Genomic DNA, 13,466 nt, shown 5'->3' with positions numbered 1-13,466 from the left:
GCGTTTATGCCACCTGTCACGGAGCATATCAGCTCAGCATGAACGGAATGCGTCCGGATGACAGAGAGTTTGCGCCGGAATTTACCGTCTATTCTAAATATCTGTGCTACCAGACTTATGATGTGACCCCGTTTTTGAGAGAGGGAGGAAATGTCATAGGAATGCTGGTGGGGGACGGCTGGTATGACAGCGCGAACTTTAAACCGAGAAGCAGGAAGTTTAAAGCCGAACATTCTGTGTTATTTCAGATAAAGATTGATTATGAAGACGGAACGAGTGAAATGGTGCTGTCAGATGATACGGTGAAAGTTTCAGAAAGTCCGATTCGTTCATCAGATCTGTTTGCAGGTGAACTCTATGACGCACGGATGGAACAGGAAAACTGGAACTGCTGCGGATTCGATGACAGCAGCTGGAAAACCGGTATTCCATGCGGAAAAATTTACGTGAACCTGGTGGCTCAGTACGGGGAACCGGTGCGCCCGGTAAAAGAAGTGCCGGCAGTAGGAATGACAGTTAGCCCGAAAGGCGAGACGATCATTGACTTTGGACAGAACTTGGCAGGTGTTCTGCGGGTAAAAAGCAAACTGCCGGCCGGAACAAAAATGGTATTAGATCATTTTGAAACTCTTGATCAATATGGAAACTATTTCAACAATATTTTCATGTCAGAGAAAACAGGGCACAAGCAAAGTGATATTTATATCTCAAACGGGAAATTCACAGAATACATACCGCATTTTACATATCATGGATTCCGCTATGTGAGAGTGACATGCGATCAGCCGGTGAGCCCGGAGGATTTCACAGCGATTGTCCTGTCTTCTGACAATGAGGATCTGGGAACATTTGAGACGTCCAACGAAGATATAAACCGGCTTTACGAAAATACAAGATGGTCTCAGCGGTCGAATCTGTTTTCAATCCCCACGGACTGCCCGCAGAGAGAAAAAGGCGGATGGACCGGAGATATCCAGATTTATGCAAGAACAGCCATGCTCAACGAAAATGTAACCCCATTTCTGACAAGATGGCTGCGTAATATGACCTTCAGTCAGCAGAAAAATGGGGCAATCCCCAATGTGATCCCCCTTACCGGAATCTATGAATTACTGGAGAAACTGAATCGGATCGTATACCGCAATTTTGAACCGGTGGGAGAAGCAGGATGGGGAGATGCCGCCTGTATCGTACCGTGGAGCATGTATCAGCTTACAGGAAATATCAGGATACTGAGAGAGCAGTATGACACAATGAAAAAGTGGTGCGACTATATCATCAACACTGCAAAGAAGCGTAGAGGCAAGATGAAACATCCAAAAGAAATTGACCAGTATCTGTGGAATACAGGACATCAGTACGGGGAGTGGCTCATACCGAGCCAGACAGTAGACGGAGCAGACCAAAGCGCTGCAAAACTTATCAATACTTCTACATACTGCGCGCCAATTTTTGGATGGAATTCCTGCCGGATCATGGCAGATACGGCAGCACTCCTCGGGCATACATCAGACGAATTATACTATGATGACATTGCGTCCAGAATGAAATCTGCCATTCAAAAAGGACTGATCGATGATGATGGGAAGATGCCTCTTGATTTTATGGGCAGTTATGTGCTGGCAATCGCATTTGATCTTGCTCCTGAAAGGAAGAAAAAAAGTATCGCCGGACATTTGATCCGCAAGATAGAAGAAAACGGGGATTGTCTGGATACAGGGTTCCTGACGACGCCGTATCTGCTGGATGCGCTCTGTAAGATCGGCAGGATGGACAAGGCATATAAAATCCTGCTCCAGACAAAGTGCCCGTCATGGCTTTATGAGGTGAAGCAGGGAGCGACAACAATCTGGGAAAATTACATTTCTTACAAGGAGGACGGGTCTCCGGTTATGACAAGCCTGAACCACTATGCCTTTGGATGCGTGGACGACTGGATGTTCCGGAAGATAAGCGGCATTGATATGGCTGCTCCCGGATTTAAGGAGATTGTAATCGCACCGGAGCCGGACAATGCGTTTACCAGTGTAAAACGTACTTATATAAGTGAGTACGGGGAAATCGCAGTCAGGTGGAGTATGGACGAAGGGAAATTTAAGCTGAAAGTAAAAATCCCCTGCAACACGACTGCCGTTGTAAAGATGCCGGATGGCAGATTATACAAGGTAGGAAGCGGAATGTATCAGTTTGAATAAAGAATCAAAGAAAACAAAATGACAGTATTTGCGAGAACTGACCGGTAAATACAGACGGTTAGTTCTCTTAATATGAAAGTTGAAAATAATAAGGAGTTAGGGATTATGAAAAAGAAAATATTGAAGATTATCTTAAGTATCGTTTTAATTCTGATTCTGGCTGTGGGAATCGGCCTGACATATTTAGTAGGAGCAGCAGGCGGTGGAGGACCGTTTGATTTTGTCTGGAAGAACAAACTGAAAAAAATGCCGGGAAACGCAGAAAAATACAGTCTGGAAAATATAGAACCGTTAGAAAACAGCCCTCTTGAAGGGAAGCGTATCTGCTACCTTGGATCATCTGTAACCTTAGGTCTGTACTCAATGGATGTTTCTTTCGCAGATTATATCTCTTACAGAAATGGCTGTGAGTATGTAAAAGAAGCTGTAAGCGGTACTACTTTAGTGGATAACGGAAAGACGTCTTATATCCAAAGGATGAAAAATAATATCGGTACAGATGAGAAATTCGATGCATTTGTCTGTCAGCTTTCCACGAATGACGCGTCGAAGGAAATGCCGATGGGAGAAATCAGCAGTTCAGAAAATCTGGAGGATTTTGATACACAGACGATAACAGGAGCAATGGAATATATCATTGTATATGCAAAGCAGACATGGAATTGTCCCGTGATCTTTTATACCGGAACAAAATATGACAGTAAACAGTATCAGCAGATGGTAGATGTATTGTTTGAGCTTCAGGATAAATATGGAATAGGCGTGATCGACCTTTGGAATGACGAGGAGATGAATGACGTTTCTGAAAAAGAATATGAAGTTTATATGGCAGATCCGGTTCATCCGACGCAGGCAGGATATCTGGAATGGTGGACGCCTAAGATGGAAGAATACTTATATCAGTTTTTAGAAAGATGATTATTATATTAAGTTTCGTCGGTAAACTGCTTATATATCGTTGGTGATTTGCCCTTTGGAATTATTTATAATTGAATCAAACAATGAAAGGACGGATAACGAAATGGAAAATTCAGTTACAAAAAGAGAAAAAATCAGTTATGGTTTGTATTTTATGGGACAGAATGTATTCTATGGACTGGTAGGATATATGACTACATATTTTACAGATATCGGCATAACGGCAGCATTGGTTGCGATCGTGGCGCTTATCACGAAAGTGTGGGATGCCATCAACGATCCGATCTTCGGTATGATCATGGATAAGGTGAATTTTAAGAAAGGGAAATTCCTGCCGTGGCTTCGAATATCTGTCATAGCGATTCCGGTGGCAACTATTCTTCTTTTTATAATACCTACCGGGATTTCCATGACGGCTAAAATCATATGGGCAACACTTGCTTATATGTTATGGGATACAGCCTATACCCTTTGCGATGTACCGATTTTTGGTATTGTTACCACGATGACAATAGACCAGAAGGAACGTGTTTCACTAAACAGCATAGGAAGATTGTTTGCTATTTTTGCAGGTATTGTTACAGGAATTGCCCTGCCGTTGGTACGGCAGCGGTTAGGCGGCTGGTCAACAACAGTAATTGTGTTATCTCTTTTGTCATGTGTTATGATGATTCCGATTTGTCTGTTCGCAAGGGAGAGAGTAATTGAAAAAGAAAGAGTCCAGAATGACGGGGCAGAAGAAAGTTATACATTGCGAGATATGGTAGAATGTCTGCGGAAGAACAAATATTTATTGCTTTTCTTTGCGGCTCCGCTCATCAGCAGCCTGCTTAATGTTGGTGCAAATTGGGGCTTATACGTTGCCCGGTACTGCCTTGGCGGTGAAGAAGCTGCCTCATATGTTTCGATGGCGGTAATTATTCCGACCTTAATCGGTGCGGTTATGGCAGTAGAATTATGCAAAAAATATGATAAATTTAAAGTCTTCTATATTTCATATATTTTCGCGTTACTTCTGGGAATTGTAAGATTCATAGCCGGGTATGAGAATATGATGGTGTATGTGATTTTAAATGCCTTAGGAGGAATTCCGCTGGGAATAGCAGTTATACTGCAGTATCAGTTTACGCCGGACTGCTACGAGTATGGACAGTACAAGACAGGATTAAAAATGCGTGGTGTAACGTTTGCGGCGCAGACATTTTTTACAAAATTAAGTGGAGCGATCGCAACAGCAGTCAGTGTGTTTGCGTTAACTATAATCGGCTTCCGAGAGGGAGAAGGCGTTGTTCAGGCGGCAGGATTTGCCGATAAATTATGGACATTCAGCTGTCTTGGCAGCATTATCGGGGGTATTTGCACTCTGCTTATACTTCGTCTTTACAAGCTTAATGACCATGATGTCCAGCTGATGGCAAAATGCAATAATGGTGAGATCAGCCGTGAAGAAGCAGAGGCACAGATGATCAATCAGTATTAAGAAAAGAAAGGAGGACTTTTGCGATGGACAGAATAAAGGAACTGATTTCAAAAATGACGCTGGAAGAGAAGGCAAGTCTCTGCTCGGGCGCTGATAACTGGCATACGAAAGAAATCAAACGACTGAACATTCCGTCAGTTATGATGGTGGACGGCCCTCACGGACTGAGAAAGCAGGAAGGGGAAACGGATCATCTGGGATTGAATGAAAGTGTGAAGGCCGTTTGTTTCCCGGCAGCCTGTGCAACAGCCTCCAGCTTTGATGTTGACCTGATGGAACGGATGGGAGAGACGCTGGGAGCGGAGTGTCAGGCCGAGAATGTAAGCATACTGCTTGGCCCGGCGGTGAATATTAAAAGGAGCCCGTTATGTGGGCGGAACTTTGAGTATCTGTCGGAGGATCCATATCTGGCAGGTAGGATGGCATCGGCATATATCCGCGGAGTACAGAGTCAGGGCGTGGGGACAAGCATTAAGCACTTCGCACTGAATAACCAGGAAACACTCCGTATGACGATATCTTCCGAAGTGTCAGAACGTGCGCTCAGGGAAATCTACCTGCCTGCGTTTGAGGAAGCGGTGAAAGAATCAGCTCCAAGAACCGTCATGTGTAGCTACAACAAAATAAATGGAGAATATGCTTCGGAAAACAGATATCTTCTGACAGATATCCTGAGAAAAGAATGGGGATACAAAGGCTGCGTCGTCAGTGACTGGGGCGCTGTAAATAACCGTGTGAAAGGACTGCAGGCCGGACTGGATCTGGAGATGCCTTATTCCGGAGGATACAATGACAGACAGATTGTGAAAGCAGTACAGGAGGGAAGACTGGACGAAGCTGTGCTGGATGAAGCGGTGGAGCGGGTATTGAATGTTGTGTTTGCCGGTGAAGAGCAGCATCGTCCGGAAGATATATCTGATAAGGAAACAGATCATAAAAAAGCAGCTGATATTGAGACGGAATGTGCGGTCCTGCTGGAAAATAACGGTATACTTCCGCTGAATACAGACAGAAAGGTTGCCTATATAGGGGAATTTGCCGAAAAGCCGCGGTATCAGGGCGGCGGCTCCAGCCATATCAATCCGTTCAGGGTTGTTTCGGCATTGGATGCTGCCGGAGAAAAAGGGCGTAGCGTGACTTATGCAAAAGGATTTTCTAACGAAAATGACTCGATGACGGAACAAGAGCTGGAAAAAGCGCTTCGGACTGCTGCAGAAGCAGACGTCGCGGTAATCTTTGCCGGGCTGCCTGAGATATTTGAGTCGGAAGGGTATGACAGAACATCCATGAAGCTGCCAAAATGCCAGGACCGGCTGATCGAAGAAGTGTTGAAAGTACAGCCTAATGTTGTAGTGGTACTCCACAATGGAAGTCCGGTAGAACTGCCATGGGCAGACCGGGTAAGCGCGATCCTTGAAATGTATCTAGGAGGTCAGGGCGTTGGCGAAGCCTGCGACCGGCTGTTATTCGGGGAAGCAAATCCGTCCGGCAGGCTGGCAGAGACATTCCCGTACCGGCTGGAAGATAATCCGAGCTTCCTTCATTTTCCGGGAAATGGAAAGCGGGTGTTATATGGCGAGGATATCTTTGTCGGATACCGTTATTATGATACAAAGAAGGTTCCGGTGCGGTATGCATTCGGACATGGGCTGTCTTACACGGAATTTACTTATGGGGACCTGACTTTGTCATCGGCTCAAATGACGGATGAGGATATACTGACAGTCTCTCTCAAGGTGAAAAATTCAGGAAAGACAGAAGGAAAAGAAGTCGTACAGTTGTACGTGGCTGACCTGTGCGGCATATCGGAGAGACCGGTCAAGGAATTGAAAGGATTTGCCAAAGTTCATCTCCTGCCGGGAGAGGAGAAAACGGTGTCGATGGAAATTTCGGCGAGGAATCTATCCTATTATGAAGAACGTCTTGGGGACTGGTATGCGCCATCCGGAACATATCGGATCCTGATCGGCCATGCTTCTGATGACATCCGCTTACATGCTGATGTTGTGTTTGAAATAAAGAAAAAATTGCCCCTTCGCGTAGATTTCACAACAACGTTCGGAGAATTATTGGATCATACGAAAACCGCTCCCGTTATTACGGAACTGCTGGCGCCTTTGGCAGCAGCGGCCGCATCAGCAGAAGGGATGAGTGACGAATACAAGAAGCTGGGAGAGCAAGTTATCCGGGAAATGCCGCTGAAATCTCTGCTGGGGCAGATGCCGGGAGAGCAGGTGGAACAGCTGATCGGGCAGCTGAATTGTTTACTTGCACAATAGGATAATTGAGGATGAGGTAGCGGTAAATGGTATTCGTAATATGGCAGAAGAGATTGTGTTGAAAGAATTGATTTACAGGTAAACAAAGAGCTGAAATCTTAAGCTTGGTAGGTAAAATGATGAAATTCCGTAAATGATTTTATGAGGCAAATCCATTATACTCGAATTACAGTGTACACAATGAAAAAAGGAAGGAGCTTAGAAAACGGCAATATGAATCAGATTTACGCAGCAAAAACAAATCATATCACGAATCCGGTGGGATTTTTACTGAATCCGGTGGTTTTTTCGTGGAAGGTCAGAGAATGCAGGGGAAAGAACCAGAGATGTGCCAGAATCCTTGTGGCAAAGGATGAAACCTTCGCGGATGTTCTTTGGGACACCGGGGAGGCAAAGCTCGACAGTCTGGCTGTAAAAGCGGAGATGAATCTGGAGCCTTGTACCAGATATTACTGGAAGGTAATCGTTACTACGGACGCAGACGAAGTGCTGGAGTCCGACGTACAGTTCTTTGAGACGGCAAAGAGGGACGAGCCGTGGGTGGGAAAATGGATTACCTGCGACAGCAGGATGGAACGCCATCCCATTTTCTCAAAGCGAATCATTCCCCGTGGAAAGGTAAAAAAAGCCCGTCTCTATCTCTGCGGACTGGGGCTTTATGAGGCATATTTTACGGATGGAGAGAAAACCGAAACAGATATTTTAAAATCCGCGAAAATTGGGGAAGAATATCTGACCCCGTACTGCAATAACTACAATCAGTGGTTACAGTATCAGACGTATGATGTGACCGCGCAGATGCAGCGCGAAGGTGTGTTGTCCGTTCTTTTGGGGAATGGGTGGTACAAAGGGAGGTTCGGGCTCAATCAGACAGAACAGAAAGGATTTTACGGCGACGAGTGGAAACTGCTGGTAGAGGTGCATCTGGAATATGAGGATGGCACACAAGAGATAATCGGCACGGATGACACATGGGAAGTGACAAGGAGCAATCTGTTTTTTTCCAATATATATGACGGGGAGAAACGGGATGATACCTTGGAACCTGTCGAACCTGTCAGCGCGCAGCTTGCGGAGGCGCCGCAGGGGCGACTGACGGAGCGGCTGTCCCTTCCGGTGACTGTGCATGAACAGTTTACACCGAAGGAACTGATTCACACCCCGAAGGATGAATGGGTGTTTGACTTAGGGCAGGAGATTACCGGGATTTTCAAACTTCATGTCCATGAGCCGAAAGGAAAAGAAATCAGAATCCAGACAGGCGAAATCCTGCAGGACGGATGTTTTTATAACGAAAACTTAAGAACCGCTTTGTCGGAATATGTGTATATCTCTGACGGGGAAGAAAAAGACATTGTTCCGCATTTTACATTTTACGGATACCGGTATGTAAAAATCAGCGGGGTAACCAATGTCTCCTGTGAAGATTTTACGGGAATGGCACTCTACAGTGATTACGAAGGTACCGGTAGTATACAGACAGGAAATGAACTGGTAAATCAGTTGATTTCCAATGTGGAATGGGGCATGAAGGATAATTTCTTAGATGTGCCGACAGACTGTCCGCAGAGAGATGAGCGCATGGGATGGACAGGCGACACACAGGTGTTTTCGGGTACGGCATGTTATCTGGCGGATACCTATGCATTTTACAGAAAATATCTGTACGATTTGTATAAGGAACAGCTGATTGCCGGAGGGATGGTTCCGGAGGTGGTGCCGACCTTCGGTCCGTCGAAATGTTCCTGTGCATGGGGCGATGCGGCCTGTATCGTTCCGTGGAATGTCTATCTGTTCAGCGGGGATGCTGCCATATTGGAACAGCAGTTTGACAGTATGAAGGCTTGGGTGGACTATATCCGTAAGGTGGACGGAGAGCACCACGGATGGAGACATTCCTTCCATTACGGAGACTGGCTGGCGCTTGACCGGGTGGGAGCCGCGGCGGGAAATGTATACGGAGCGACCGATGAAGGCTATATTGCGGATATTTATTATGCGGCAAGCGCGGAGCTTACAGCGAAGGCAGCGGCGGTTCTCGGGCGAAAGGAAGAGGAAAAACAATATCGGGAAATCGCCGAAAAACAATGGCGTGTGGTAAAAGAAGAATATTTTACCCCGACCGGAAGATGCGCGGAAAAGACACAGACGGGTCTTCTGCTGGCTCTGAAATATCATTTGTCAGAGGACGAAGAGCTGACCAGAGAGATGTTAAAGAAACTTTTCCGCGAGAGCAGAAACAAATTGAATACCGGATTTGTGGGAACCTCTCTTTTGTGCAATGTGTTGACCGATAACGGAATGACGGATACCGCCTACCGCCTGCTTTTGAACGAGGAGTATCCGGGGTGGCTGCACGAAGTGAAACTGGGAGCCACCACAGTCTGGGAACGATGGAATTCACTGGATGAAGACGGTAAGATATCCAGTACCGGAATGAACAGTCTCAACCATTATTCTTACGGGGCGATTCTGGAATGGATGTTCCGCCATGTGGGAGGAATCCATCTTTTGGAAGAATCTCCGGGAGGAAGAAGGATTGCAATTTGTCCGAATGTCCATTATGATTTGAGAAGGGCAGAGGCAGTGTATGATTCGGCCGTCGGACAGTATGCATGCAGCTGGGAAATTATGGAGGATAACAGGATTAGAATCAAAATTACGATTCCGTTTGGCGGAGAAGGCGAGGTGCGATTGCCGCATGCTCCGGAGATTCTGTTTGAAGATAAGACAAATCCACTATTCGCAACAGTGGTGAACGGTATTTGTTATATCACTGCAGGAAACTATGAAGTCGTATATGAGGCAACTGAGAAGTTAAAGAAAATATACAGCGTGGAGTCAAAGCTGGAAGATTTGCTGAACCATCCGCAGATACGGGCATTTTTGTCGACGATGACCGAGGTGGATATGATACCGGATGCGGTCTATGGACTGTCGTTTCGACAGGTGGCGGAGATGTTTTCCGGACCGATGGATGAAGGGCAGACAGAGATGTTGAATACAGCATTATCACAATATTAACGAGGAGAGAACAAATGAGTGAGAAGAGTAAAAAACAAAAGGTTAGTATCGTGGAAAAAATGGGCTTATTTATGGTATGTGCGGGAAATATTCCACTGATGGGATTATTGTCAGGATTCTTTATGATTTACTATACGAATGTGGTTGGTCTGGAACCGGCAGCACTGGCGACCCTGTTTTTAATATCCAAGGTGGTGGATGGAATCAGCGACCCGATTATGGGATATTTTCTGGACAAATTTCCGGTAACAAAAATGGGAAAATTTCGCCCTATGATTATTCTGGGAACAATCATCTGTGTTATAAATTATATTTTACTGTGGTTTGGCGCAGTCTGGATTCCGGTCGGAAAATATGTGATTGTGTATGTGACGTATCTGCTGCTGGGCTGGACGTTTGATATTATGGATATCTCCAAGAACAGTTTGCTCCCGGTCATGAGCGCGGATGACAAGGAGAGAAACAGTTTGTCACTTTTCAACGCGTTGGGAACAATGATAGGTAGCGCGGTACTGGCTGTGGCAGCACCGATTCTTGTGGCGGAAGGAACGTTACAGAACTATTACGTGTTAATTTTCGGTTCCATGGCCATGGTGTTGGTTTTATCTATTGCAGGGGCTCTTTGTGTAAAGGAAAGAGTAGCTTTTGAAGGAAAAAAAGAAGAAAGTTATACATTCAGGGAATTGTTACAGTTTTTGCGGTATAAACCTGTCTGGGCACTGTTTTTAGTGGCACTGGTAGTCGGGGTGGGCAGTAATATAGCAGGAGGAGCCGGCGCTTATTTTTACACATATATATTGGGTGATATGACGCTTATGTCAGGGGTGTCACTTGTTTCAATGATAACTGCTCTGGTGGGAATTTTCCTTGGACCAATTCTGGCAAACCGGTTTGGAAAGAAACAGATTTTTGTAATGGCAATCGTCGTATCCATCCTGTTTTCCGCACTGCGTTTGATTGATGTGAGATCTATGCTTTTGATCTATATTAGTACAGTGGCAGGAGGTGTGGCAGGCGGATGTATAGCACCGCTGACAACCAGTATACAGGCAGATAATACTACTTACGTGCAGTATAAAACCGGAAAACGTGCAGAAGCGGCGATCGCATCGCTTACATCTTTTATTACAAAAGTGGCGCAGGGACTCGGAGGAGCGATTCCGGGGTATGTATTGGCAGCTACAGGTTTTGTTACCGGCTCGGTTGCCCAGCCGGAGAGTATCAATACAGGAATTATCCTCTGCGTACTGATACTTCCGACTATCCTGACTGCCGCAGGGGCGATTCTTTTTGGTACACAGTATACGTTGGATAAAAAAGCAGTAGAGGAAATGCACACGGCAATCGCAGCGCGCAGCAATAAGTAACATATTGAAGGAGAATGCGATGGAACTGTCAAGATTAAAAGTAAACAACCACAGCGACGGATAACACCGGTGATACCGCCACCGCCACATCCTCCTTTGAAACAGGTTTTATGAAAAGGGAGTGGAGTGCGCAGTGTTGTTTGAAACGAGAATTGAGTATGAAGACGGCACATTTGAGACAGTTCTCTCTGACGATAAGTTGAAAGTTGCCGATGGTACAGTATGGTGAACCTGTGCGGCCGGTGAAAGAAGTGGAGGCGGTCGGTATGGAGGTAAGCCCAAAGGGAGAGACCATTATCGATTTCGGTCAGAATCTGGCAGGTGTACTGCGGGTAAAGGTGGATTTGCCCGCAGGAACAAAGTTGATACTAGATCACTTTGAGACCAAGGATTCTCAGGGGAATTATTTTAATAATATAGCTGGTGCTGACATGACAGGTCATACACAGACGGATGTATATATATCTAACGGGAAACCCGCAGAGTACAGACCGCATTTTACATATCATGGTTTCCGCTATGTGAGAGTGATATGTGATGCTCCGGTAAAGCCGGAAGATTTTACGGCAGTGGCGCACGCAGGACAATTTTGGGCAAGAGATAAGGAGGAAAAGAACATATGAAAATTCTGGCAATGATAATGCTCGTGCTGCTCATTTTAGCAGTCGGCTTTGTGGGGTATGTTTATAAGAAAAATGCGATGTTTCTGCCGGCACTGTTTGGCATCGGCGGTTTTCCGAATATAAAAAAGAAAGATTATTATCAGGCAGACGGAACATTCCGGAAAGCGGAAAAAGATGATAAAATGGCATTTTTTATGCAGCATCCGGTGTTTGGCGGCTATAAGCATATGTTTTTTAATGTTGAGGATAACGTGTTAAAAGCGATTGCCCCGGCAAAATATGCAGATTTTCTAAAAGCGCAGGGCAGAAGTGATCAGATGGAAAATGCACTGGAGGCTTTTAATTACCTGACCCGGCTTGTGGAAAGTGGAGAGGCGCAGTTGATTTCCGATATTAACTCGAAAGAAATGATAGAACAGAATCCATATCAGTCTCATTTGACCGGAATGTTTTACAAAGGAAAGCAAGGAAAACCGTTGGCGGTGGTCGTTCCCGGAGGTGGATTTATCAGTAATGTGACGGACTGCGAGGGATATCCCGTGGCAATGAAATTACACAAGTTGGGGTACTCCGTATTGGTAATCAGTTACCCGATTGGCAAACAGCTGGGAGAAACGGAACATGAAAAACAGGGGCAGGCAGCGGTCAGGGAGCTGGTGCAGGTAATCCGTTATCTGAAGGAGCATGAGCAGGAACTGTCTGTGGATATGGATGACTATGCGATATTCGGTTTCTCGGCAGGCGGCATGATGACTACGGCATATTCCTTCGCAAATTACGAGGACTGCTGTCACAAAGTAAAACTGCCGAGACCGAAAGTGATTTTCCCGATGTATGGTCTGGACTGGAATGTGAAAGCGCTTGAGCAGGATAAGGGACTGGCGGTATTTTCCATCGCAGGGCGCGAGGATGAATACGGATTCGGAAATGTAGAGAAGAGACTTCCGCAATTGAAATCCGTGTTGGGTGAGGACAATGTGTCTGTACGGATTTACGATAATCTCGGACATGGATTTGGTATTGGTTCCAATACCATAGTACCTCATTGGTTTGAAGAGGCAGTGGAATTCTGGGAGGCACATCGGAAATAATTTTTTCAAGAACAGGAAGAGTGAATTTTGAGAGGTCAAGTGTTTTATAAAATTATAAAACATCTGACCTTTTTTAAAGATGTTGGGGTCAAAAGCCCCCAACTATGATGCCTACGGATTGTTCCGTGCTTTGCACTCCCACAATCCTCCCAATTATTCGCAGAGTAGTCTCGGAAACTCAATAAATAATTGATATAATTCAGAGAGTATTCCAGCAAATCAGTAATACAGTGGTTTGCGAGCGGAGGAGATGATGTTTAGAAGAGCTGCAGTAAAAAAAGACATGGTAAGCAGCCATCTTGAATGAGAGCTGAAACAAACGCTATTGGGGAAAGAGTCCGCTTATATGTTGGATAGTTATCCATGGCAGAATCAAGGCACATATTTGATATGTGCAGGTCGGGCATGTGTTTTTCAAATTCATGGAAAGCTACCAGAAAACTGACAGAATCATGTCTTTTGGCACTGGTAAACCGCAAAAGGAGTGGA

8 protein-coding genes and 1 pseudogene are annotated in these 13,466 nt (G+C 45.4%); all 9 read left to right on the top strand.

All coding sequences use genetic code 11. The features are described from left to right. Nucleotides 1-8 precede the first annotated feature (8 nt). Nucleotides 9-473, top strand: a pseudogene (locus tag DW642_RS16415) (alpha-L-rhamnosidase N-terminal domain-containing protein); the annotation flags it as partial. 36 nt (nucleotides 474-509) lie between these two features. Beyond that, nucleotides 510-2,195 carry a family 78 glycoside hydrolase catalytic domain gene (locus DW642_RS03775; RefSeq protein ID WP_256359691.1) on the top strand — a complete coding sequence of 562 codons (1,686 nt, stop codon included), beginning with the start codon at nucleotides 510-512 and terminating at the stop codon, nucleotides 2,193-2,195. A gap of 105 nt (nucleotides 2,196-2,300) precedes the next feature. Beyond that, a complete protein-coding gene (locus DW642_RS03770; protein WP_227093632.1) occupies nucleotides 2,301-3,113 on the top strand; it encodes an SGNH/GDSL hydrolase family protein in 813 nt (270 codons plus the stop codon). A 103-nt stretch (nucleotides 3,114-3,216) separates the two neighbouring features. Then, nucleotides 3,217-4,593, top strand: a complete 1,377-nt coding sequence (locus tag DW642_RS03765) for an MFS transporter (RefSeq protein ID WP_117509310.1) — start codon at nucleotides 3,217-3,219, stop codon at nucleotides 4,591-4,593. A 23-nt stretch (nucleotides 4,594-4,616) separates the two neighbouring features. Then, nucleotides 4,617-6,872, top strand: coding sequence for a beta-glucosidase (locus DW642_RS03760; protein WP_117509309.1), 2,256 nt, complete (start codon nucleotides 4,617-4,619; stop codon nucleotides 6,870-6,872). Between the two features lie 213 nt (nucleotides 6,873-7,085). After that, nucleotides 7,086-9,896, top strand: coding sequence for an alpha-L-rhamnosidase (locus DW642_RS03755; protein ID WP_055267552.1), 2,811 nt, complete (start codon nucleotides 7,086-7,088; stop codon nucleotides 9,894-9,896). A gap of 14 nt (nucleotides 9,897-9,910) precedes the next feature. Further along, complete coding sequence (locus tag DW642_RS03750) at nucleotides 9,911-11,263, top strand: MFS transporter (protein WP_055267537.1); 1,353 nt, start codon at nucleotides 9,911-9,913, stop codon at nucleotides 11,261-11,263. A 266-nt stretch (nucleotides 11,264-11,529) separates the two neighbouring features. Then, a complete protein-coding gene (locus tag DW642_RS03745) occupies nucleotides 11,530-11,886 on the top strand; it encodes a family 78 glycoside hydrolase catalytic domain (RefSeq protein ID WP_010782296.1) in 357 nt (118 codons plus the stop codon). Continuing rightward, nucleotides 11,883-12,977, top strand: a complete 1,095-nt coding sequence (locus DW642_RS03740; RefSeq protein ID WP_055267539.1) for an alpha/beta hydrolase — start codon at nucleotides 11,883-11,885, stop codon at nucleotides 12,975-12,977. Before DW642_RS03745 ends, DW642_RS03740 begins: the two co-directional genes overlap by 4 nt. Nucleotides 12,978-13,466: the final 489 nt, after the last annotated feature.

This window comes from Blautia sp. AM23-13AC (genome assembly GCF_003435675.1).
Lineage (GTDB): Bacteria > Bacillota > Clostridia > Lachnospirales > Lachnospiraceae > Fusicatenibacter > Fusicatenibacter saccharivorans.
Note: the sequence above shows the minus strand (reverse complement) of the source record. Positions and strands in the feature narration are given on the sequence as shown.

Excerpts from the sequence above, each read along its gene's own strand:
- DW642_RS03755 (WP_055267552.1), top strand. The coding sequence starts at position 7,086 with ATGAATCAGATTTACGCAGCAAAAACAAATCATATCACGAATCCGGTG.
- DW642_RS03775 (WP_256359691.1), top strand. The coding sequence starts at position 510 with ATGACAGTTAGCCCGAAAGGCGAGACGATCATTGACTTTGGACAGAAC.
- DW642_RS03760 (WP_117509309.1), top strand. The coding sequence starts at position 4,617 with ATGGACAGAATAAAGGAACTGATTTCAAAAATGACGCTGGAAGAGAAG.
- DW642_RS03740 (WP_055267539.1), top strand. The coding sequence starts at position 11,883 with ATGAAAATTCTGGCAATGATAATGCTCGTGCTGCTCATTTTAGCAGTC.
- DW642_RS03750 (WP_055267537.1), top strand. The coding sequence starts at position 9,911 with ATGAGTGAGAAGAGTAAAAAACAAAAGGTTAGTATCGTGGAAAAAATG.
- DW642_RS03765 (WP_117509310.1), top strand. The coding sequence starts at position 3,217 with ATGGAAAATTCAGTTACAAAAAGAGAAAAAATCAGTTATGGTTTGTAT.
- DW642_RS03745 (WP_010782296.1), top strand. The coding sequence starts at position 11,530 with ATGGAGGTAAGCCCAAAGGGAGAGACCATTATCGATTTCGGTCAGAAT.
- DW642_RS03770 (WP_227093632.1), top strand. The coding sequence starts at position 2,301 with ATGAAAAAGAAAATATTGAAGATTATCTTAAGTATCGTTTTAATTCTG.